Genomic DNA, 23794 nt, shown 5'->3' with positions numbered 1-23794 from the left:
TGTGAGAGGCGCTGCGCTGCTCGGTTCGTTGCCCACCTCGCGGGACGCGAGGGCGTGTTCCAGAGGGGGCCGGAGCCCTCGCCGGTGGAGATCGTCGTCAGGCCGGTGCCCCCGCCTCTCCGAAGGCCCCTGGCCGAACTCTTCAGCGCGCGTTCTGGCCGCTGTCCGCAAGGGATTCGCGCAGTGCGTCGGCGAGCGCGGTCGCGGCGGCACCGGGCACGATCGCGGGATCGCGGTCGATGCGCAGCGACAACTCCTCACCGTCGTGGAGTGCCGAAACGACCACTGGCTCGTGGGCCCTGTGGCCCGACACATAGAGGAACCGGCCGGGCTCGCCCTCCAGGACCGGCGCCGGGCGGCGTGTGCGGTCGATGAGGGTCAGCACGAGATCGAGGTGGCCGGTCCACAGCGCCTGGCACGCCCTGGCCGCCCGGACGACTTCGTCGAACGGGGTGTCGATGAATTCGAGGTCCTCCAGCCAACTCTCGCGGATGCCGTCGTGCTGCGGGTGGGCCAGCACCGTGTTGATGAAGCACCCGACCACGCCCGCCCCGTCCTGGCCGCCCCAGGTATAGGCGACCGGTGCGGCTCCCGCCGTCCGGGCGAGCGCCTCGTGGCAGCCGGCCAGCACCGCCGGGAACGGCCGGAGCGCGGCCGGTCCCGACAACGTGACGTGCTGCCAGACCGAGGCGCTGGGGCCGGGTTCGTACATGCCCGTGCCCCACAGGCCGGGCCCCGCGTCGCGTACCCGCGCTGTCCAGTGCTCCAGCGCCTCCGGCCCGCTGGCCTCGTGCTCCCTGCCCAGCTGTTGCTCCACTGCTTCGCGATAGCGGCGCAGTGCGGTGGCGGACCCGGAGTCCGGCTCGTGTGCCGGGCTGCGGTAGGCGGACATCAGCTCGTCCAGCACCAGCCCGGTGGACTCACCGTCGCAGATCAGGTGGTCGAAGCCGATGGCCAACAGATCCCGCCGCTCGTCCCTGGCCAGGAGCACCCGGAACGAGCCCAGCCCGGTGGGCCAGTGGTCCAGGGCGGCCCACAGAGCGCGCTCGGTGTCCGGGGCTGTGATCTCCCGCACGATCGGGGAGTCGGGAAGGGGGTCTATCCGCAGTACCGGCACCCCTCCGGCGGTGTCCGCGGCCCCACGCAGGGCCGGATGCCTCAGCAGGACCGATCGCGCTGCCTGCTCCAGGCGGTGGGCCGACAGCAAGCCGGGCGGGAATTCCAGGAAGACCGGCAGGATCTGCGCCCGGCCGTGTGGGTCGGTGGACCTGGAGTGGTGGAACCTCCGCTGCGCGCCGGTCAGCGGCATCAGCTCGTCGACTCCGTTGTGGACGTTCGCGTAGTGCTTGAGGTAGGTCCTGGTGATGCTGCGGTGCACAGCATGCCTCCACTGTGTTCTGTTTCCACGCTGGCTTGTTGTCCGCCCCGAAGAGGTGCCGCCGGCGTCCTGCCGAAAGCGATCCAGCTCGGGCAGGTCGACGTGCCTGCCCGAGCTGGATCGCGGTGAATGCCGGTGGCCGGGGCGGTCGTTGCGGGAACGACCGCCGTTTCAAGGGCGGTTGCAGCGGCTCACGGCCTCTGCTGGGCCTCTCATCGGTTCATGACTCGCTCGGCTCGCGCCGGATCGGACGGCTCGGACCGGACGGCTCGGATCAGATCGGACCGGACCGTGTCGGTGAGCAGTCCGACCAGGCCCTCGGTGTCCTGCCGCGTGTGGAAGTGACCTCCTGGCCGCACGGACGACGCGAAGCCTCCGTCGGTCTGGTCGCGCCATCCCGCCGTCCACGCCTCGCCGTTCGGCTCCGCGTCACCGACGATAGCGGTGATGGGACTGCGCAGCCGGGGGCCCGGCACGTACTCGTAGGTTTCCAGTACCTGGAGATCGGCGCGGTAGCAGGCCAGCGCGGCGGTGAGCAGTTCCTTGTCGGACGTGGTCGCCGCAGGCAGCGGGCCCCAGTTCCGTTCAATCTGGGCATGCAGCTCGGCGTCGTCGAGCAGGTGCAGCGACTGGGACTTGGTGAGCTGTGGCGGGGCCGGACACGAGGAGACGAAGAGCCGCAGTGGCTTCGGTTGCAGGGCCCGGGCCACCTCGAACGCGACCAGCGCGCCCAGGCTGTGCCCGAACAGGGCGAACGGCGGGGTGAACTCCACCTGCGCGAGGATCTCGCCGACCAGTTCCGGCATCGAGGTCAGCGCCGGTTGCTTGAGGTCGTGGGCCCTGCCAGGTGGCTGGATGGCCGCCAGGCGCAAGCCGAGGGTGTGTGCCACCCACCGCGCGTACTCCCCGCCCGCCCCGCCTGCGTGCGGGAAGCAGTACAGGGTGGCGACGGAGGCGTGCGGTGCCGGGCGCGTGATCACACGTATGTCAGCCACGAGGCGCCGCCGGGACGTTGCGCATCTGCTCTTCGATCAGTGCGGTGAGTTCACGCACCGACGGCGCGAGGTACATCGCGCGGATTTCCATTTCTACCGGCAGCAGTTGCTCGAGCTGGCCCAGCAGCTCGTGCGCGACCAGCGAGTCCCCGCCGAGGTCGAAGAAGCTCTCGTCCGGGTCGACGTGGGGCAGGCCGAGCATCTGACCGAACAGCCTGGACACCGTCTGTTCGGTGTCCACGTCGGCGTCGGCGGTGGGTGCGGTGTCCGCGGAGGGTGTGGTGGGCGCCGACGGCTGTGCGGTGGGCCCGGCCTCCAGCAGGTAGAACTGCCGCTGGAACGGGTAGCTGGGCAGGGCCACCCTTCGCGGCTGCTCCGCGTGGGCTTGCGCCCAGTCGATCGGCAGCCCGGCGAGGAAGAGCTCACCCAGTGCTGCCAGCGGGTCGGTGACCGTGATGGCGAGGTGGTCCGGCGTCCACTGCGGCTGCTCCCGCAGCCGTGCGAGAAGCCGCGAGTCGCCGATCTCCAGGAACACCCGGCCCGGAGTGTCCAGCGCGCCCTGGAGCTGGGCGTCGCTGCTGTCCGGGGTCAGGGTGAGATCCGGCTTCAGGCCGAGCGCCGTCCAACGCTGTACCGCTTGCCAGGAGGCCGTCTCGGACACCAGCAGGGCCACAGCCCGTCCGTCCCGGGCGTGGTCACCGGAGATCAGCCGACCGGGCTCGTTCCCGCCGAGCACCCGCAGCGCGTCCTGCGTGTCTCGCACCACCGCGTAGCGGCGGTGGCCGTGCAGCCGTCGGCCGACCTGCAGCGTCCACGCCACGTCCCGCAGGTCGGACTCGGGGTGATCCTTCAGATGGCCGGCGACACGTGCCGTCAGTTCGTCAAGGGCGGCCGGAGTGTGAGCGGACAGCACCAGCACCTGGTCCTGCGTGCTGTGTTCCCGGGCCCGCGGCGCCGGCGGCTGCTCCAGCACGACGTGCGCGTTGCCGCCGCCCAGGCCGCGCGCGGTGACTCCCGCCCGGCGCGGCAGCCCGACGGGCTCCCACGGCGTGGGTTCGGTCACGACGGTGAACGGGCCCGCCGCGAAGTCGATGTCCGGGTTCGGTTCGCTGTAGTTCAGGCTCGGGGGAATGATCCCGTGTTCCACGGCGAGCACCGTCTTGATGAACCCGGCGATGCCGGCGGCGGCATCGGTGTGTCCGATGTTGGCCTTGACCGAGCCGAGCAGGCACGGCTGCTCACGCGGCTCCCCGTCGGCGAAGGCGTGGTTCAGCCCGGCGATCTCGATCGGGTCCCCTACTCGGGTGCCGGTGCCGTGGGCCTCGACGTAGGTGATGGAGGAAGGCGTCACACCCGCGGCGCGCTGGGCAGCCTGGATCACCTCAACCTGCCCGCGCACTCCAGGAGCGGTGAACCCGGCACGGTCCCTGCCGTCGTTGTTGACTGCGGAACCACGCAGGACAGCATGGATGTGGTCGCCGTCGGCGATGGCCTCGGACAGCCGCTTGAGCACGACCATGCCGCACCCCTGGCCACCGATCACCCCGTCGGCAGCCGCGTCGAACGGGCTGCACGTACCGCTGGGTGAGGTGATTCCGCCCACCCGGTAGTTGTCCAGCGCAGCGGGCAACCGTACCGAGGTACCGCCGGCCAGTGCCAGATCGCACTCCCCGGACAGCAGTGCCCGGGCGGCGAAGTGCACGGCGTACAGCGAGGTGGCGCAGGCCGCCTGCACATTGGTCGTCGGTCCCCGCAGACCCAGCTTGTAGGCGACGCGACTGGCCAGGTAGTCGCTGGTGGTGCCGGTCAGGATGTCCCAGTTGGTGATCGTGGCGTCTTCCTGCTGCCTGGCCCGCATCGTCTCCGTGTAGGTGGACAGGCTGGACCCGGCGTAGATGCCGATCAGTCCGGGGAATCGGTCCGGGTCGTAACCCGCGCCCTCGATCGCCTCCAGCGAGCACTCCAGCAGGATCCGATGCTGGGGGTCGATGAGGAGGGCCTCACGCGGGGTGTACCCGAAGTAACTCGCGTCGAACCACTCCGGTGTCTTCAGCAGTCCGCCCGCTGGGACGTATTCCTTCGTGCTGCCGCCGGGAGTGACGAAGCTCTTCTTGGGGAAACGGCTGATGCTGTCCACGCCGGACACGAGGTTGTCCCAGAACTGGTCGGGCCCCTCCGCGTCCGCAAAACGACAGGCCAGTCCGATAACGGCGATGTCCGTGTCACGCCAGTCGGCCGCTGGGCCGGCAGAGGTCGCCGCCTCGGCCTTCTCGGGCTTCTCCGGGGCGTTCGCGACCGGTTCCTGCGCCGGTGTCGATCCGTCGAGGAAGGCAGCGCACGACCGGATCGTGGAGTAGATGAAAAGCTGCGGCAGAGTCGGCCGGATACCGAGACGCTCCTCGATCTGCGCGCGCACCATCTGCATGAGCATCGAATATCCGCCAACTTCGAAGAAGTTGTCGGTCACTCCGACGTCGTCTATCTCGAGGACGTCGCGCCAGATCTCGGCGAGAATTCGCTCAGTTTCGGTCGCTGCGGGCTGACGGGCGCTCACCGGATCACATCCTGGCGTCGTCCGTTTTCATGGTCAGCGAATATCGCCCGGCATGAAGCAGCTATCAAACCGCTCAGTCTCATGTTCCCCGTCAACTTTCTCGATCAGCAAGCGTGGTGATCCACAACGCCAGCGACTATAACGACGCCGACTCCACGGTTACAAGATCACCTTCGCTGGTGCGGGCGCCACCCGTCAGACGTCTGATGCCCGGTCAAACCCTAGCTCAGGCATGCCTCCACGGTCGGTCGGGGCGGCGCTGGGGCCACGGAGGGACGGGCAGGACCGGCAGTCGGTCTTTGTCTGTTTTTGGTGCGGAGTTCGATCCATAAGGGCATAAGTGTTTTCTCGTCGCCGGTGTCGGACAAACCGCCCGGACCAGCACCGCCGGCTCCGGCTCACCGAGGGCACAGGGATGCCCGCGCAGGCTGACCGTTGCCGGGTCCGTGCTGTCGCCAACTAGGCTACGAGGCAAGGAAGTTCACGATCGAATCAATCAACGCTCATGCCCGGCTCCCCTCTCGGGCACCGTGCACCCGTGACAACACCGCCCACCCCAAGGCAAGATCAACTACCGCGACTCCTGGGTTACACTCCCCGTCGTCAACGATAAGAAAGTTGGGGGACCGTGGTTACACAGCAGCTCTTTCTCGCCTGTCTGCCTTTCGCTGGCGGTGGCGCCGCTTTCTTCCGGGAATGGGAAAAGACAGACATACCCAAAGTCACGGTACTTCCGGTCCAGCTACCGGGCCGCGAGGAACGATTTCTTGACGATCCTTTCACCAAAGTCTCCGAGGCAGTTGTCGAACTGACGCCTAGGATCGTCTCCGCCGCCGGAGAGGGGGCCATCGCGCTGTTCGGGCACAGCCTCGGCGCAGTGCTCGCCTACGAGATCGCCAGGGAACTGGAGCGGACGGGCCACCCCGGGCTGCGCCACCTGTTCGTCAGTGGATCACCGGCGCCGCACGACGGACGGACCGAACGGGCGACCGGCCTGCCCGACGAGGAGTTCCTGGCCGGGGTGCAGCGGTTCGCCGGCTACCGGCACGAGGCGTTCGACGATCCCGACATGGTCGAGGTCCTGCTCCCGATCCTGCGCGCCGACGTGGAGATGCACGAGAACTACCGGGCGACCGGCATGGAGCCGCTCTCGGTGCCGGTCACCGCGCTGCGCGGCGAGCAGGACGAACTCGTCTCCCGGGAGCAGGCCGAGCAGTGGGCCGAGGTGACGCGGGGTCCGTTCACCTACCAGGAACTGCCCGGTGGCCACATGTACCTGGTCGACGAGGCCGAGCGGGTGCTGCGGACGGTAGCCGGGAGCCCGGCATGCGACTGACCGGCAAGACCGTGATCATCACGGGCGCGGCCCGCGGCCTGGGCCGGGCCTGCGCGCTCAGGTTCGCCGGCGAGGGAGCCGACCTGCTGCTGCTGGACATCACGCAGGACCTGGCCGGCGTGCCCTACCCGCTCGGATCCGCCGGCCAGCTGGAACACACCGCGGATCAGTGCCGGCGCGCGGGCGCCGCGACCGTGACGGCCGCGGTCGACGTACGCGACGCCCAGCAGTGCGCGCTGGCGGTCGAGCAGGCGCTGGACCGGTTCGGCACGGTGGACGTGCTGGTCAACAACGCCGGAATCGCCTCGCCCTCCGGGAAGATCGCCCACGACATCACCGAGGAGGAGTGGACGCTCATGCTCGACATCGACCTCTCCGGCGCCTGGCGGATGATGAAGGCGGTCGCACCGGTGATGGTCCAGCGCAGGTCAGGCAGCATCATCAACGTGTCCTCGACCGCGGGCACGGTCGGATACCGGCATTTCGCGAGCTATGTCGCGGCCAAGCACGGGCTGATCGGACTGACCAAGGCCGCGGCCCTGGACTACGCCCCGATGCGGGTCCGGGTGAATGCCCTGTGCCCCGGCTCAGTCCGTGACGAGCCGGTGATGGAGGGGCGGATGCTTGCCGAGATCGCCCGGTCGCTGGAGGTCCCGGTCGCCGAGCACGAACAGATCTTCGTACGGGACCAGCCGATGAACGCGCTGATCGAACCGTCCGACATCGCGAACGCGGCGCTGTGGCTCGCGGAGGACGACTCCCGCCAGGTCACTGGCAGCGTGCTGACCGTGGACGGCGGCTTCACGTCCCGATGACCAGGAGGTCCCAACCGTGACGACACCGATGATCGATGAACTGGCCGCTGGATGTCACAGCCTTGTCCTGCGGCTGCCCGGCACAGCCGATCCGCAGCGCCTGCTGTCCGAGGCGCTGCCCGATCCGGTCCAGGTCTGGCAGACTCCGGTGCCGGCCGGCGCCGACGAGCCGGCCGGCCGGGACCGCAGGCGTGCCGAGTCCCTGCGACCGATCCACCAGGACGGCCCTCCTCTGCGGGCCGTGGCCCTGAACTACCTTGACGGAACGACGGACCTGGTTCTGGTGGCGGTCCGCGCGGTGATCCCGCCGACCGTGCTGCGGCGGATCGCCCGGCTGCTGCTGGACGGGTCGGGCGACGCCGTACCGGCGTGGCCCGCCGCCCCCCGGCCCGGCCTCGCGCACCGCGGACGCCTCGATTGGGGTCTGGGCGATCCGGACCTGCGCGGGGTCGCCGGCCGGGTGCAAATCGACCTCACCGGGCAAGGTGAATCGTTCCTGCTGCCGGCGATCGCCCTGGCCGTGAGCCGGTACAGCGGGGAGGAGCGGACGGAACTGGGCGTGCTGGACCTGTGTGACGGCACAGCCGAACGCATCAGCGCCTACCCGCTGGACGAGCCTGCGCAGGCTTCGGTCGCGGACTTCCTGCACCGCTTCGACCAGGCACCGGCCACCCCCCACGAGCCGCCGCCGGCCGGGGTCGTCCTGAGCCCGGCGTTCGAGGAAGGGAGCTATACGGCCTGCCTGGCGCCGGTCTTCCCGCTCACCGTCCAGCTCGACCCCGGTTCGGCACGCGCGACCTGCCACTTCGACCAGGGCATGGTGGACGCCTCCATCGCGCGGCAGTTCAGCGCACACGTGGCCCACCTGGCCGGGCAACTGGCGAACAGCGCGGCGCAGCGGCCGCTGTCCGAGGTGGAACTGCTGTCGCAAGCCGAACGGGCGGCAGTCCTGCGGGCGGGCGAAGCAGGCGACGGCGCCCCCGCGCGGGGGCGGATCGACCGCGCCTTCGAGGAGATGGCCGCCAAGCAGCCGCAGGCCGTGGCCCTGCTGGCCGGCGAGGAGCAGCTGACCTACCGGCAGTTGGACGAGCGGGCGGAAGCGGTAGCTGCGGGCCTGCGTGCGCTGGACATCGCACCGGGCAGCCGGATCGGTGTCTGCCTGGAGCGAGACGCCGACCTGGTGGTCACTCTGCTCGGCGTGCTCAAGGCGGACTGTGCGTATGTGCCGATGGATCCCCGCTATCCGGAGCAGCGCCTGAGCTTCACCGTCCGTGACGCGGGCATGCCCGTCATCATCACCTCCGCACCGGACTTCCCCGCGGTCCCCGGGACCCGGCTGCTGTCCCCGGGCGAACTGACCCAACTGGCAGCAGGCCGGACGGATGCCGGTGCGCGAGCCGACGACGGCGGCGAGAACCCCGCCTATGTGATCTACACCTCCGGTTCGACCGGCACGCCCAAGGGCGTGGTGGTGCCGCACCGCAACGTGCTGGCGCTGCTGCACGCCACCACCGGGGATTTCGCCCTGGGCCCCGACGACACCTGGACGCTGTTCCATTCCAGCGCCTTCGACTTCTCCGTCTGGGAGATCTGGGGGTGCCTGCTCACCGGCGGACGCCTGGTCGTGGTGCCCTACTGGACCACCCGCGACACCGAGGAGTTCTACGCCCTGCTGGCCGGGCAGCGCGTCACCGTGCTCAACCAGACGCCGTCCGCGTTCGCGCAGCTCATCCGCACCGACCGACGCGTCCGCGGGGACCTGGCCCTGCGACTGGTCATCTTCGGCGGCGAACCGCTGGACGTGCGCATGCTCGCACCTTGGTTCACCCGGCATCCGGCATCCGACTGCCGAGTGGTCAACATGTTCGGCATCACCGAAACGACCGTGCACGTCACCGCCCAGACGATCACCCCGCACGATGTCGTCACCGGCTCGCGATCGGTCGGCCGTCCGATACCGGGGTGGACGGTGTCCATACGCGACGGACAAGGACGGGTCCTGCCGCCCGGCCCCTCCGGCGAGATATACGTCGGCGGCGCCGGAGTAGCCGGCGAATACCTCGGTCGGCACGAACTGACCCAGCAACGGTTCATCCTCGACGAATCCACTGGCGAACGGATCTACCGCAGCGGTGACAAGGGCAGGCTGCACCCCGACGGACGCCTGGACCACCTGGGCCGGCTCGACAACCAGGTCAAGATCCGCGGACACCGCATCGAACTCGACGAGATCCGCACCGTGCTGCTGGGCGCACCCCACGTGACCGCAGCAGCCGTCGTCGTCAACCGCGACCATCCCGACGACCCTGCCAGCAGCAGGATTGACGCCTACGTCGTCCTGGAGGGTGCCGCCGATCGCGCACACGTCTTGGCGCACGCCAAAACCACACTTCCCGACTACATGACGCCTGCGACGATCACCCAGGTCACCGAAATCCCGCTGACCATCAACGGGAAACCCGACACCACTCAACTGCCCGACCCGCGTACCGTGCCAAATGAGCCGCTCGACGCCCCAGAGCCCGTCACCAGTACCGTCGCCGACACCGTCCTGGGCATCTGGAGCAAGCAGCTCAACACCCCGGTGAACCTCCAGGACAACTTCTTCACCCTCGGCGGCAACTCACTGCTTGTCACCCGAGTTCTCGCCGAGATGCGGGACCAGAACCTCCCCAAGATCTCACCCAGGCAGTTCTACAGCCACTCCACCGCAGCACAGTTCATCGGACTCGTCCAACAACTCAGCGGAGCCGACGACTGAGGTCCTTGAAGGTGGCCACTGATCGGGTGACGACATAGCCGCCCGTGACAGACGAGGCTCCTGTGCCGTGGAGGGAGATGTTCGACGTCTCGACTCAGCCGGCCCAGGAGCCTTGTCGGTTTCCCGTCCTGCCGCACTCGACCTGCCCCATGCCCTGGTCGTTCCGGTGCACTTGCGCAGGCACGGGTCCCTCGCACAGACCGTTGGCGGATCACCATCCCGGTCGGCACCGCGCACGCCTGCACCAGCGCGGTCATCGGTGTGCCAGCCGCCTGTGCCCGGACCCGGAGTCCGTCGTGGTGGACAGCGCCCTGGCCGAGTACGACCGGCACGGAGTGAACGTGCAGGTGGTCGCCGATCCTCGGGGCGAGGTGGGGCAGGCCGTACGCATCCACAAGTGCGCGTTGAACGAATTGCCGCCAGAAGCGCGTGAGCAGCAACTCAACCAGCGTGCCGAGCACGCCGGAAGGGAACGGGAAACAGACGCACATGTCGAGGTGCGCCCTCGTCCAGCCGGATGCCTGCCACACAGCTGGTCTCGCGGTACTTGTTGGACAGCTCCGGACAGGTCTTGGCCGTGATCATGATCGTCGCGCGCTGCCGATTCCCCGATCCCATGGTTGCCCCCTCCAGTGATCTCCCGATCCGATGGGAGGAGACGTATGCGCCTCCGGCAAGGGCGCGTGCAGGGGCGGAGGGCGAAGTCAGGCCAGGGGAATTACGGGGACAGCAGTTCGCTCGCGGACCGTCTACAGGACGACCTGCCGATGGCAGCGACTCTCGTCCTTCTCGAAGCACAGCACCGCGACCCGGGACCGCCGAGCGTGCTCGGCGATGCCCGCCTCAGCGAGGGCCTCCCCGAGGCGGGTCTTGCTGAAGCCACGACATCGATACGGCTGTTGAGGAGCGAGGCGACGAAGGAGTTGATGTCCCTGCCCTCATAACCGGCTGACCACAGCCCGTGAGTGACCTTGGTCTCCCGGAAGAGCTCGTCGAGGGAGATCTCAAGAGCCTCAGCAACTGCTCCAACGGTGAAGAAACCTGGCTGGATCGCTTTCTCACTCTCAAGGCGGGCCAGCGTTGCTACGGCGATGCCGGCTTCCTTGGCGAGCCGTTCACGCGTCCAATCGCGAGCTTCCCGAAGCGCCCGCACCCGCCCGGCGAGTTCTCGGGCGTGGTCGTGGGTACGCACTGAGTGATGGCCTGCCATGTGCCGTGATCCTGATGGTCGCTGAGGTGGTCGAGCAGGGGTTCCCGGTCGCCACGTCGCGGGATTCGCGAACGCGCAGGTCCGAGCGCCCTCCGCCACATCTCACGCGCCCCCAGCGGTCACCCCCCGGGAGAACCCGATCAAGATCTTCTCCCAGATCCCTCTCAAACGATCTCCGGAAAACCGTCAGGGGCCTGATCCACTAGCTGGATCAGGCCCCTGACCTGGTGCTTCACTGTCGGGGTGGCGGGATTTGAACCCACGACCTCTTCGTCCCGAATGAGGTCCACGCGGGTGCCCTGCCTGTCGCTGGTGGTGTTTGTACAGGTCAGAGCGTTGGCCTCAGATGGTCTCCGGTGGCATCGAAGGGGCTCCGGAGGAAGATCTTCTCCCAGATTTCTCCCACGCGGCGAGGGGACACCGTGACGGTAGTTTCAGCACGCCGCGTTACGCAGGCGAATTTGCACGACGGGCTGTGGTGTCAGCTGACGGGCGGAGCATGGCGCACCGTCCCCCTACGCATCGCTGGCACGGGGGATCGGCTGAACCGTCCTGTCAAGGGCCTCCACGCCTCCCTGCTTTGCCAGAGGAAGTTGGCTGAACTCGAGCGTGCGCCTCCACATTTGGAGCAAGAATGGCTGCCTGTTGGATCAACAAGGCACGGGGGCGGGGTTCTGCATGACGAGCCAAGTAGAAGTAGTCGGCCTGAGGATTGCCAAGGCGCTGTCGTACGTGTGCGGGCATCGGGACGAACTCGCTGCGCTGCTCGATGAGGACGCCGCCGCCTTGCAGGCTCTCGAAGCCGCGGCCGGCGGGTCGCCCGCGGACGACGTCTCGCTCAACGCCCTTCTGGACGCCTTGCATGCAGCGGTTCGACGCGCAGGCGACCCGTCGGGGGTCTATGGGGGAACGGGCCGCAGCGCGATGCCGGCCGGTGTTGCTGATTTGGACGTGGTGTACCGGTGCCCCTTGCAGTTGTGTATCGGTCGATCCGGTCATGAAGTGGACGACGACGTGCCGCGCTGCCAGTTCGCCCCCGGTGAGACGGCGCTGATCCGGGAGAGGCTCCCGTAGTGGGAGGACTGCTGAGTGAACTCAGCAAGAAGCTGGCGGAACGGTGGCTGACTCTCCTCGTACTGCCAGGCGCGCTCTACTTGGCGGTCGCCGCAGCCGGGCACACTCTCGGGCAGAGCGCCGCGCTCGACATGGGACGGCTTACTCACGCGATCTCGGACGCGGCCCGGGCTCCCGGGGTGACCACGGTAGGCGGCCAGGTCGTGCTTCTCGCTGCCGTCCTGGCTGGTGCGGCCGCCGCCGGTCTGGCCGCCCAGTCCCTCGGATCCGTTGTCGAGCGTGTGGTCTTGGCTGCCAACTGGGGTGCATGGCCGTGGTTGTTCGGTGAGTTGGCCGAGCGTCACGTGGCACGTCGACGGCGTCGCTGGGACGCGGCACGAGCAAAGTACGAAGACCTACGGCTTCGGGAACGTGCTCCGCGACCGGCTGACCGCCCCAGGCCCCGGGAGCGTCACCGTGTGGCCCACAGGTGCGAACGTATCTCCGTGGAGCGGCCTGAACGGCCGACTTGGAGTGGTGACCGGATCCATGCCACCGCGATCCGGCTGGACCGTGACGCACATGTCAATCTCCTCATCCTCTGGCCACACCTCTGGCTTGTGATGCCGGAAGAGATACGTGGCGAGATCGGCAGGGCGCGCGCTGCGTTGACGCGAGCCGCCGTGCTCGGTGGATGGGCCCTGCTGTATCTGTCCCTGACCTGGTGGTGGTGGCCTGCGGCGCCGCTCGCCGCGACGCTGGTGGTCATTTCGGCACGTCGCCTCCGTATCGCCTCGGACACCTACGCCACGCTGCTGGAGGCATCCGTGCGCCTCCACTTGACGGATCTTGCCGACAAGCTGCGCATCGAGGAACAGCCGATGGGCCCACTGCTCGGTAGCGCGGTCATGCGACGACTGAGCAGTCCAGTGCCCCTGTCGGAACCGGTCTCCTGAAGTCCGTCGACTTCAGAGGCCCGCCTCGGTGGACCTGGGACGGTGTGGCAAGCAGATTCCTCGGAGAACGATAAGTGACGGGACGGTTCATGCAGGGGGACGAGCAGAGCTTTGCCAGGGAAGACGAAATGGGAAAGCGGATTGCCGTAGTTGAGTCACGGCTGGATCGGATGGTCCGCGAACAGAACCCCGGTGTAGTGCTCGAGCCGGAAGCACTAATCGAGGCACGCCGACTCGCCGAGATCCTTCGGAGCGACGTGTCTGACCTTGAAGGTCATTTCCTCCTCGGCTTGCTTCACACCTTCAGGTACCGGGCACTTCCTGAGGGAGCGGGGCAGTGGGACAGGCAGGAGGCTGTCGCGAAGTTCACGCCGTGCTTTGTGTTCGGCAACGGTGCGGAGGACTTGCCAGACGAACTAGTCCCAGAGGTGGCCCAGCACGCGCTCGGCTTCGTCTGGAAGATCCAGCAAGGAGCGGGCGCTTCGCCGAGCCCGGCGCTGCGCGCAAGAACGACCGATCTCCTGCGGCGCATCGCGGCTGCTGTCCCCCGTGGCGAAAGCGAGCACGCGGAAACGCTGTCCCATCTTTCCGTCATCCTGAAATCCCACTTTGACGTGGGTGGCGAACCAGCGGAGCTGGATGCGGCGATTGATGCTGCCCTGGGCGCAGTGGAAAGCATGGAAGCAGGGCATCCGAATCAGCCGGTCATGCTATCCAACCTGTCAGGTGTGCTGATGGCGCGCTTCACTTATACAGGTACGGCGGCGGACCTGGACGATGCGATCGAGATCGGACGACTGGCAGTCCGGGCTGCCGTGGGCTCTCCTGCTGGCCGGGCTGCTGGACTCAGCAACCTGGGTAACGCGCTGAAGACCAGGTTCACTGAGAGAGGCATCCTGTCGGACCTGGACGCGGCGATCGAAGCCTTTCAGGAAGCGTCAGACCTCTGTACCGAGGACCACGAGAGGGCAGGAGTTCTTCACAATCTGGGGACCGCCTGGCACGGCCGATATGAAAGCACCGGCGTGCTGGCGGATCTGGACAACGCGATCGAGTGCTGCCAGGCTGCAGTCGAGGCGGCTCCCGAGGAACATCCTGCGCGCTCCATGTTCCTGTCTGGGCTCGGCACCGTCACGCTGACTCGATTCCAGCGCACTGGTGGAACAGCGTATTTGGACCGATCTGTCATTGCGTTCCGGGAAGCTCTGGAGATGCTCCCGCCGGGGCACCGGGCTCGTGGGCTTCGTCTCTCCGGCCTGGGTCGAGCTCTCCTGGCGCGATACCGCCTCGGCGGCGACAGATCTGACCTCGATACGGCGATCGAGTTGAACCGCGCTGCCTCCCGGGAAATCACCCCGCACCAGACCGAGTTCAATGCGATCCTCAACAATCTGGCCATCTCTCTCGGGCAGCGTTTCGAATGCACTGGTCAAATGGCTGACCTGGACGAGGCGATCAGTGTCAGTCGTGCTTCCGCTCAGGCCACAGCGGACGGTCACGTCGACCTGCCGACCCGCCTGTCCAACGTCGGTCTGCTGCTGTGGACTCGGTTCAAGCACACCGGGGCGTTGTCGGACCTGGACGCCGCAATCGAGTTCGCGCACGGAGCTGTGAAGACGGCACCTCGTGAACACTCTGCCTTGGCAGCGATGTTGTCCAATCTCGGCGCAGTGTTGTTGCAGCGTTACGAACGGAACGGGGACCCTCACGACCTCGACGAGGTGATCCGAAGGAACCGAGAGGTCCTCGGCATTGTGGATGCAAGCAGCCCTGACCGCCCTCGTTTCCTCTCGAATCTGTGCGCCGCCTTGCACGCCCGCTTCCAGCGCGCTGGAAGCATTGAGGACCTGGACGGCGCGGTGGCGGCTGGACAAAATGCGACCGCCACCGTCCCGCCCCACCACCCTGAGCGGCCGAGGTACTTGTCCTTGCTGGGCGGTGTGCTGACCGTCAGGTTCGAGATGACCGGGTCTATAGCGGATCTGGATGACGCAGTGGTTGCGTGCCAGGCCGCCCTCGACACCTCGCCTGCGGAACATCCGGAGCGCGCCGACTACCTGTTCCAGCTCGGGACGGCCCTGTATCGCCGGTATCAGCGAACTCACTCGCGACGCGACTTTGATCGCGCACTGGCCGCCCACATGGAAGGCGCTCGAGCCGACGGGGCCAGGCCCTCGATTCGGATTCGGGCCGCTCGGGCGGCGGCCTCAATGACCGGACGGCGGGATCCTGATCTCGCAGCCGATCTTCTGGCCAGTGCCGTACACCTGCTGCCCGAAGTGGCAGACCGCCGACTGAGCCGCGGTGACCAGCAGCACGCCATGGGCAAGTGGTCCGGGCTGGCCGGAGACGCGGCGGCACTGGCTCTTGCTTCTCACGCAGGCACACCCACCGGTCGGGCAGTGCGAGCACTGCAGTTGATCGAGGTGGGCCGCGGTGTCCTCCACAGTCAGGCGCTGGACATGCGGAGCGACCTCGCAGAGCTTCGCGAGCGCCATCCCGACCTGGCCCATCACTTCGAGGTCCTTCGGGACGAGCTGGACCGGCCGATGGAATTGGCCTCCCTCCCGGAGCCTGAGGGACAAACCAGCGCCGCCGTACGTGCGGTCGATGCCGAGGAACAACGACGCAGCCGCGCCGACCAACTTCGGGCCACGCTGGTCAGCATCCGAGCGCAGCACGGATTCGCCAGTTTCGCTCGTCCCCCCGCCGTAAGCGAGCTCCTGGCACAAGCCACCTCCGGCCCAGTGGTGAGCTTCAACGTCAGCCACTACCGCACCGACGCACTGCTGCTGACGTCCGATGGAATCGAGTCCCTGTACCTGCCCGACCTCACCTACGACGTCGTCATCGACCAGATACAGACCTTCCACAGAGCCCTGAAAACCGTTGCGGATCCGCGCATGTCGCCCCTCACGCGAAAGGAGGCGCAAGCGACGCTTCACGCTGTCTTGGAGTGGCTGTGGGACGCGGCGGCTGAACCGGTCTTGCGTTCCCTCGGTTTCACTGGTGAGCCCTCTCCAGGACAGTCGTGGCCACGCGTCTGGTGGGCGCCTGGCGGGCTCCTCTCACTGCTACCTCTGCACGCTGCCGGCCATCACTCCGAGCTGCTCCGGGCGGGCTTGAGAGACGGGGAACCGCTGACAGTCATGGACCGTGTCGTCTCCTCGTACACCACCACTATCCGCGCACTGCACCACGCACGCCGTCATCACACCTCCGCGCCGTCCGTGAGCCGGTCACTGATCGTGGCCATGCCCACAACTCCGGGCGTTCAAGGGCGCCTGGACCACGTCTCGGAAGAAGCCGCACTGCTGTGCGGCCTGCTGCCCGAGCCGACGCTCCTCATGGCGCCGGGCGCAGAAGCTGACGGCGTGACCGCCCCCGGGCCGGAGAAACGACCGACCAAGGCTCGGGTCCTGAAGACCCTCTCCGATTGCGGGATCGTTCATTTCGCCTGCCACGGTGCCCACGATCCCGACGACCCGTCCCAGAGCATGTTGCTTCTGCACGACCATGAACGTGATCCGCTGACGGTGGCGAGCCTTGCAGGAATGAAGATGGACTCGGCCCAACTGGCCTACCTGTCAGCGTGCCGAACAGCGTTCATGGAATCCGTGGAGCTGATCGACGAGGCCATCCATCTCACATCGGCCTTTCAGCTCGCGGGTTTTCCCCACGTCATCGGCACTCTCTGGGAGATCAACGACGAGGTGGCCTCGCATATGGCAGCTGACTTCTATGCTGAGCTCGGCGGGGTTGCCGTCCAGCATGGTGGCCTCGACACGGATGCAGCGGCCCATGCTCTGCACCACACTGTGCGGAAGGCCCGTGATCGCTATCCCAAGTCCCCCTACCTCTGGGCGGCCCACCTGCACGCCGGAATTTGAACGCGGGTGGTGTCGCTGTTGAACGGCGGCATCGACATGCACACCGCTCCCGATGCCGCTCGCACCTTGGCCTCGACTGATCGTGACGTCGTGATCGGGTGTCCGTAACGCGTACCTTCCGCGATGGCCATGTAGAGACTTCCCGGCTACGGCTCACATTGTGGTGGCCGAGGTCCGACCAAGCCGAGGTCCGACAGGACTTGGTGGGCCAGGTCGAAGGGCTGGTTGCGGGGGCCGTGGGGTACGGAGGCGGCTGATTCGAAGCCGCGTTGTGCGGCGAGGGCTCTTGGGCCCACCAGCCCGGTGAGCCGGTAATGGCGCCAGAGGGGAACGGCCCCGCGGGCATCGACCACGATGAGGTCGGGCCGCCGCCAGACGACCAGCGCCCAGGCTCCCCCGCCGGAGTCCGAGCCCGAGTCGGCCCAGGCTCCGACCAGGGGCGCGTCTTCGGCGGCGCCGACTGCTTCGAGTGCCACCAGCGCGGGATTGCTGAAGCGGCCGGTGATGTGGAGCAGGAGCTGTCCGTGGCGGTGTACGTCGCGCCCTTTCTCGGTGAGGGACCATACGGCGTCGGCGAGGGGATCGTCCTGAACGACGTCCGACGCGACATCGAGCACGGCGGCCTGGTCGACGGCAGGGCCGAAGGCTGTGTCCAGCAGCGTTGTGTATTCAGTGACGTACGCGGAGTCCACTGCGGGAAGCAGGTGGCTGACTGCCTGGGAAGCTTCGTTGAAGGCGAGCGTCTCAGGGGTGATCTCGTACCGGGGGGCGTGGCTTCGGAGCACGGCGAGGGCGACCGCGGCCAGGCTGCCGACTTGGGGCTCGATCCGCTCGGGGAGATCCTTTCGGTCCAGTGCGCGGACGGCCCGGGAGAGCAGCGGCAGCCAGTCGGTCTGTGCCGGAGGCCAGGCGCCTGCCGCGACGGTCCACAGGGTCAGCCGGACGACGAGCATGCGCTCCGGAGGGCCCAGGTGGGGAGCGAGCGCGACGAGGCGCTCCACCCAGCGCCGGTATCTACGGCGGACTTCCTGGTCGGCCTGCCGGAGGTCGGGCACGGGGGCGGTGCTGCTCGCTTCGGCACCGGCCGCCTCGGGGTCGTGCTCTGCTGCCACGGCCTCGGCGTCGTCATCGTCGAGGGCGGCTTCGATGTCGTCGGTGAACCGCTCGTCCCAGGAGACGGGCAGCAGGTCCTGAAACGGCGTGCTGGTGTCGGTGGGCAGGGGAAGCCCCAGCGCGAAGCGCGTGAGCGAGTGTCCGACACGCCCGGCGCATTCGTCCAGGTAGCGCTCCCAGCCGTCCTCGTCACCGTCCAGCGGAGCCGTCGCGACCGCACCGCCAGTGCTGCTGCTCGCGGATGTGCCCGCTGGGGTGGGGGTCAGTCCCGTACGGAGGGTTTCCAGGTCGCCCAGGAATCGTTCGGCGAGCCGGGGATCGGCGAACAGGTCGGGTGGCCGTGTCGTGGGGGCCTGAGACTGGGCCGGGGTCATTCGGCGCAGGGCGCGGTCAGGGTCGACGACGAACACGATGTTGCCGAAGCTTGGTACGCCGTCGCTGTCGACTACGACCAGGCGCACACGGCTGCCCGCATCCGCCGGAGCCGTCACCGTCAGTGTGGTTTGGCCGGGTGGGATGTCGGCGATGCGCTCCCATGCCTCCGGCGGTGCTGCCGCCTGAGACAACTCCAGGTGAGCGGTGTCGGAGAGGGGCCGGGCCACACTGATCTCCAGGCCGTCCGATACGCGTAGGGCACCGAGCAGCAGCGGCCCACTGCTGGCGATTGGGCGGGGAAGAGGCAGGGCCGTGTTCAGCCGGGCGGCGGGCTCGTCGGTGCCGTCCGGAAGGAGGGTGGCAGGGATAGGGGTGATGACGCCGAGTTCGCAGTTGCCGCCCTCGCCCTGGGAAAGCAGCAGGGCCGCGGCCGAGAGGTTCGGGCTGCCGGTCAGGGCCCACCGCTGCCCCTCGGAGACCCACTCGACGAGTTTCCCGTGGCGGTACCGCTGGTCGTTGTCGCTGATGACGCGTCCGTCGTACTCCTTCACCAGAGCGGCGACCGACGGACCGTCGAGATCGCTGAGCCCGGGCTGGTAGGCGAGGGCGAACCGGCCCGGACGGAAGCGTTCGAGCAGCCGCCGCAGTGCCATCGAGCGCCAGTCGTAGAAGGGCGCGAACACGGCCAGTTCGTCGACGGGCCCCTGCGGCAGCTGATCGATGATCGGCGAACGCAGACTGCTGACGACGCGGACCTGTGGCGCCGTGGGTGTCCTGTCGCGGTGGAGCCGGTCCAGCAGTGCTGCGACGCGGCCCAGCGCCTGTGACACACCGGCGGAGAACCTCACCTTTTCCGGGAGGTCGCGCAGCCATGCCGACAGCTCCGGAACCGCGGTGGGACTCTGCTCGCCGTCCACCCGCAGAACTGTCCACAGTTCGGCATTGGCCTGCCAGCCAGCCAGCGTGGTGTTGCCTGAGCCGAGGGCGATGGTGGCGTGCCCCGGTCCGGCGAGGACCATCAGCTTGGGATGGAACGCGGCACCGTGTGCGTATGCCAGGCCGGCGAGGTAGCTGCGGCCGGCCCGTCGAACGGAACGGGGATCGTTCCGGGTCATGGAGACATCTCCCGCCACGGTGACGCGTGCGCCGGTGGCCTGGGTGACGCCGAGGGCGACCTCCTCGAAGAAGCCGAGATCGGCGGTGAAGCTGAGGAAGAGCGCTTCTTCCAGGCTCCGCCGGCCCGTGCGCTCTTCTTCGAGGATGAGGGTCAGCGGAGAGGTGACCGCGGTTGGTGGCTCCACCACTCCCGGTGCCGGTTCGGTCTCAGCCAACGAGAGCCCTCCCGCTACTGGTCACTGACCAGTGCTGGTCGTGGTAGTGCAGTACGCCGCAGGTGGCCAGGACGCTTCCGAGTTGATCTAGCCGTAGCCCGACGTCACCGCGCCCCTCCTGGCTCGTCCGGTACAGCAGCCCGCCCCGTTCGTGCAGCCGGGTCGGTAACCACAACGTGCCGTCAGCACGTCGGCGGGCCTTGGCCAACGCGATCCGCTGCGACCGCGCTACCAGGTCATAGGTGAGTCGGCGGGCGACATCGGGCAGTTTCATGGGCCGGGCTTCGTCAAGCCGCCGCTGGACCCATTCCGGGCCGAGTTCGACACCGCGTTGGCCGAGGAACGCGTCCCGGACCCGACCGGTGAGTTCGTCCACCCGACGGGCACTGGCGGCGAGCACTCCCAACTCGGCGACAGGCAAGGGATCACCCGCCCACCGCAGGTCGTGCTCGGCGGGCAACGGCGTTCCGGCCGTGCTCTGCGTCGCGGGCAGGGAGGACAGGAACGCGTCCACCGTCATGTCGGGCAACTCCGCGGCGAAGCGGTCGGCCACTTCCTCGATCGGCACCAGCCCGTCGACCTGCTCCACGAGCCAGGACCACAGGCGGCGCCAGGCCCCGACGGAGTAATTGCGCAGCACCACTCCGCGCCAGGCGCCGGCCGCGTCGATGCCGCTGGTGACGGGATCACTGGTCAGGAAGTCGCCGAAAGCGAGCACATGGCCGATGTCGCGGGTGAAGTATCGGACGGGATGTGTGGCGACCACACGAGCCAGAAGCTGAATCGTCTGTCGTCGCGTTGCCGAGCGGGAGCCTGCGTCGGCCGATGCACCGGGCTCGCACATCAGGTTAGCCAGCCACGCCCCGTCAGGATGCTCACCGCCGACACACACGCACAGCCGGTCCCCCAAAGAGGCCAGATCATCCATGTTCAGCGTGTCCTCGGCGGCCAGTTCGAGCAGCCCGCCCAGCCCCGCTCGTAGTGCCGCGGTCTCCAACCGCGGACCGGGAACCGGCATGGGGCCCGCACCGAGGATGCCGAGCGCGACCTCGGATCCGGCGTACGGTGCCCAGAACCCCCATGAGTTGCCCACGTACCCGTCCTTGCCCGGGACCTCGGCTTCGGACATGGTGACCGTCCCGAAGTGCAGCCGCCGGGCAAGGGCATCGACCCCATGAGCACGCGGCAGCCAGTCCAGAGCCTGTGGATGATGCGCGAACGACACGGCGGCCAAGGCCACTTCCGCGCGGCGCAGCAGAGTCTGGGCGGCCGGGACCGTCAGGTCCTCCCCGTCGGCTTGCGCCGCGATCAGCCCGTGCAGTGCGTAGTAACGCCCGTGCGGCGTCTGCGTGGTCACCCCGGGTACCAGGTGATCGACCATGCGCGCCACATGCCGCTCCACCGAGAGCGGATAACGGCCCGCGGCGACGTCCAGTCCGGGGCGGCTCCAGCCCGGTCCGTCCACGAGCTCCGGTGTTTGCCCCTTCGCACCGACGGCGACCATGCCCTCGACCATTTCCCGCTGTCACCCCCTCAGCGCTGTTCAGTCGGGAAACCGATCCGTCATTCTGGCGCATCTCTTGGGGCAGCGGCACTTCGGATGGGAATCCCCAATCGGACGGGACAGCTCGACGGGGTGAATCTGCTGGGAGCCTGATAACCGCCATTATCAAATGACGGTGCCTTCACCCCGCCCGGGGTCGGCGTATCGTCTTGTGGCGTCGGCGAGAATCCGCTGCGAGCGAAGCCGTGACCCAAGGACAAGGCCCGGCCTGATGGCCGAAGCGGCTGATGTGACGATAGATGAGCGAGGGGGAGGGATGCGCACCGTGGTCACTGGTCTGCCGAACCCGGCACTCCGCTCCCCAGCACCGCTGCCCCTCCTGCTGTCGATGTCCGACATCGCGACGTTCGCCCGGGTGAAGCGCCCTGTCGTGTCCACTTGGCGCCGACGCCACACGGACTTCCCGGCCACCGTGTCCGAGCACTCGGGACGGCCGCTGTTCGACGGCGCACAGGTGACGGACTGGCTGATCGCCTCCGGCCTGGGCAACGCCGCCCCGCAGGAGCTCCGATCCGAGCTGGCCCTATTCGGCATCATCGCGCTGCGGGACCGCTTCACGCCGTGGCAGCTGGTCGAGACGCTGGGCAGCCTGCTGTGCCTGCGCCGGCTCGGCGGCCGGCCACTGGCCGACGACGGCGCGAACGCCTCCCCAACCTCCCCGCCCGACGCCGAAGCGGACGAGGCCCTCTGGTCCGCGCTGCTGCGCCGAGCCGAACGGATCGACGCCGAGGACGATTTCGTACTCCGCGAGCTTCGCTCGATCGACGCCACGGCGGCCCCGCTCGCCCGCCTCGCCGAGGACCTGATCGAGTCCGCCTACGACGAGCGCGGCGCGTACGAGTGGCTGCTCGCTGCCCGCTCCCGGCTCGGACTGGATTCCCTCGCCGCTGACGCGGTCACCCCGGAGCTGCGGAGCCTGCTCACCCAGCTCACCGACCTCCGCGTCCGCCTCGAGCAAGGCGAGTCCCTCACCCTCGCTGACCCGCACGCCCGCGCCGGCGACCTACTCGCCGCGCTTCTCGACGACACGGAGGACCGCGACCGCGTCACCGTACTCGCCGCCGACCCCGACGACCGGCTCACCCGAATCACCCGCCGCCGCCTCCTGCTGGCGGGCGTCGGCGAACTCGACCTGGACGTGCAGACCGGCCCCGACCTGGAGGAACGCTTCGCGGACCCGGACCTCGTCGTCACCCAGCTCCCGTACCGCCCCGGCGAGGAACGCTCGATACTCGCCGCCCTCACGCAGCTCGAACGCGTCGCCTACCTCCTCCGCCCCGGCTGCACGGCCCTCGTCCTCGGACCGGCCGACGCGCTCGTCGACGAACTGAAGAGCACCGAGGCCGCCCAGCTCCGCTCGGCCCTCCTGCGCGAGAGCATCGTCGAGTCGGTCATCGCGCTTCCCGGCGGGGTCCTGCCCTTCCGCCCCGGCTACCGTCCCGCGCTGTGGACGCTCACACGCGGTCCCGTCCGGGAGGCGGAGGGCATGGTCTTACTGGCCGACATTAGCTCGGGACAGCTCACGCCGGATGTGCGCATGCGGCTCGCCGAGGACGTCCTCCTCTGGAGAGCAGAAGGCTTCCGAGGACTCGATGGTCACGACCCGCGTTATGGCCGTGTGGTCCCCGTCGCCGACCTGGACCGGGCCTTCGGCGGTCCCCTGACCCCACCTGCGCCGCCCGCCTCCGCGATCTGGTCCGACAAGGTTACCGAACGCCCCGCCCTGATCGCCGAGGCCGAGGCCCGCCTGGAGCGCGCGACAGCGGACACTCACACGTACGAGGACGAGCGAGGCCCTTACCGAGGGGCCGTAATGCGCAGGGTCGGTCGCCTGCCCAAGCGCACCACTCTCGGCAAGCTGATCACCGCACGCAGGGTGACCCGCCTCCCCGGCCACCGTATCGACGAGAGGCACCTCACTGGGGACGGCCACCACACCGTCCTGGGTCCCGAGGAGATCACCGGCGAACGACCCGTGGGCGACCGCCGCATCGACCGCCTGCTGCTGGCAACGGTGTACGAACGGGCGGCGCTCACCGAGCCCGGCGACGTCGTCTACACCCTCGCGCCCCGCCTCGGCGTGTACGTCGACCACGACGGCTTCTCGGTCGTCGCGTTCCCTGCCCGCATCCTCCGCGTCAACGCCGGCGCCACTCGTCCGCTCACCCCCCGGGTCCTGGCGGCCCTGCTCGGCGCGGCTCGTGGCACCGCCCGCAGCCCCAGCGCGGTACGCCCCGCCCGCCGTATCGAGGACTACCAGCTCCCTGACCTCAACCCGGACGAGGTCCTGCGCTTCGACGCCCTCCTAGCCGAGACCGAACGCCGGGAACACCTGCTGCGCGCCCAGTCCGACGCCCTCACCGAGGCCCGCCGCCTGACGGTCGCGGGCCTGGCCGACGGCACCCTCACCCTCGGCGAAACCCGAACCATTAACCGTACGTAACCCCCAGACCCACCCACTGA

General features: G+C 68.4%; 12 protein-coding genes and 1 pseudogene. 7 read left to right on the top strand and 6 right to left on the bottom strand.

The window, feature by feature from the left end; genetic code table 11:
* Positions 1-142 precede the first annotated feature (142 nt).
* The 3 genes from ACFYZ8_RS21360 to ACFYZ8_RS21350 form a co-directional block, all read right to left on the bottom strand.
* Positions 143-1378, bottom strand: coding sequence for a condensation domain-containing protein (locus ACFYZ8_RS21360; RefSeq protein WP_359034141.1), 1236 nt, complete (start codon positions 1376-1378; stop codon positions 143-145).
* Positions 1379-1590: 212 nt separating this feature from the next.
* Positions 1591-2373, bottom strand: a complete 783-nt coding sequence (locus ACFYZ8_RS21355; protein WP_359034143.1) for a thioesterase domain-containing protein — start codon at positions 2371-2373, stop codon at positions 1591-1593.
* Complete coding sequence (locus ACFYZ8_RS21350; RefSeq protein ID WP_359034145.1) at positions 2366-4927, bottom strand: beta-ketoacyl synthase N-terminal-like domain-containing protein; 2562 nt, start codon at positions 4925-4927, stop codon at positions 2366-2368. Before ACFYZ8_RS21350 ends, ACFYZ8_RS21355 begins: the two co-directional genes overlap by 8 nt.
* Before the next feature lie 628 nt (positions 4928-5555).
* Here ACFYZ8_RS21350 and ACFYZ8_RS21345 point away from each other — a divergent pair.
* Genes ACFYZ8_RS21345 through ACFYZ8_RS21335 form a run of 3 tightly spaced genes read left to right on the top strand, consistent with a single transcriptional unit; the run spans position 5556 to position 9839 of the window.
* Positions 5556-6263 carry a thioesterase II family protein gene (locus ACFYZ8_RS21345; RefSeq protein ID WP_388537625.1) on the top strand — a complete coding sequence of 236 codons (708 nt, stop codon included), beginning with the start codon at positions 5556-5558 and terminating at the stop codon, positions 6261-6263.
* Positions 6254-7078 carry an SDR family oxidoreductase gene (locus ACFYZ8_RS21340; protein WP_359034149.1) on the top strand — a complete coding sequence of 275 codons (825 nt, stop codon included), beginning with the start codon at positions 6254-6256 and terminating at the stop codon, positions 7076-7078. The genes ACFYZ8_RS21345 and ACFYZ8_RS21340 overlap by 10 nt, the downstream gene beginning before the upstream one ends.
* Before the next feature lie 16 nt (positions 7079-7094).
* On the top strand, positions 7095-9839 hold the full coding sequence (locus tag ACFYZ8_RS21335) for an amino acid adenylation domain-containing protein (protein WP_388537623.1): 2745 nt from the start codon (positions 7095-7097) through the stop codon (positions 9837-9839).
* Between the two features lie 749 nt (positions 9840-10588).
* Here the strand turns inward: ACFYZ8_RS21335 and ACFYZ8_RS21330 are convergent.
* A pseudogene (locus tag ACFYZ8_RS21330) lies at positions 10589-11049 on the bottom strand (helix-turn-helix domain-containing protein).
* Positions 11050-11727: 678 nt separating this feature from the next.
* Here ACFYZ8_RS21330 and ACFYZ8_RS21325 point away from each other — a divergent pair.
* The 3 genes from ACFYZ8_RS21325 (at position 11728) to ACFYZ8_RS21315 (ending at position 16948) form a co-directional block, all read left to right on the top strand.
* Positions 11728-12123: a hypothetical protein gene (locus tag ACFYZ8_RS21325; RefSeq protein ID WP_388537621.1), complete on the top strand. Its 396-nt coding sequence runs from the start codon at positions 11728-11730 to the stop codon at positions 12121-12123.
* A 485-nt stretch (positions 12124-12608) separates the two neighbouring features.
* Positions 12609-13058 (top strand): hypothetical protein, encoded by a 450-nt coding sequence (locus tag ACFYZ8_RS21320; RefSeq protein ID WP_388537619.1) that lies wholly within the window; start codon positions 12609-12611, stop codon positions 13056-13058.
* 89 nt (positions 13059-13147) lie between these two features.
* A complete protein-coding gene (locus tag ACFYZ8_RS21315) occupies positions 13148-16948 on the top strand; it encodes a CHAT domain-containing protein (RefSeq protein WP_388537618.1) in 3801 nt (1266 codons plus the stop codon).
* Positions 16949-17094: 146 nt separating this feature from the next.
* Here the strand turns inward: ACFYZ8_RS21315 and ACFYZ8_RS21310 are convergent, their stop codons facing one another.
* Both ACFYZ8_RS21310 and ACFYZ8_RS21305 read right to left on the bottom strand, forming a co-directional pair.
* Positions 17095-19767 carry a hypothetical protein gene (locus ACFYZ8_RS21310; protein ID WP_388537616.1) on the bottom strand — a complete coding sequence of 891 codons (2673 nt, stop codon included), beginning with the start codon at positions 19765-19767 and terminating at the stop codon, positions 17095-17097.
* Positions 19760-21271 carry a hypothetical protein gene (locus ACFYZ8_RS21305; protein ID WP_389050070.1) on the bottom strand — a complete coding sequence of 504 codons (1512 nt, stop codon included), beginning with the start codon at positions 21269-21271 and terminating at the stop codon, positions 19760-19762. The genes ACFYZ8_RS21310 and ACFYZ8_RS21305 overlap by 8 nt, the downstream gene beginning before the upstream one ends.
* Before the next feature lie 316 nt (positions 21272-21587).
* On the opposite strand from ACFYZ8_RS21305, the gene ACFYZ8_RS21300 reads away from it, so the two are divergent.
* Positions 21588-23774: a hypothetical protein gene (locus ACFYZ8_RS21300; protein WP_388537613.1), complete on the top strand. Its 2187-nt coding sequence runs from the start codon at positions 21588-21590 to the stop codon at positions 23772-23774.
* Positions 23775-23794: the final 20 nt, after the last annotated feature.

Source organism: Streptomyces sp. NPDC001668 (assembly GCF_042893155.1).
Taxonomy (GTDB): Bacteria; Actinomycetota; Actinomycetes; order Streptomycetales; family Streptomycetaceae; genus Streptomyces.
Note: the sequence above shows the minus strand (reverse complement) of the source record. Positions and strands in the feature narration are given on the sequence as shown.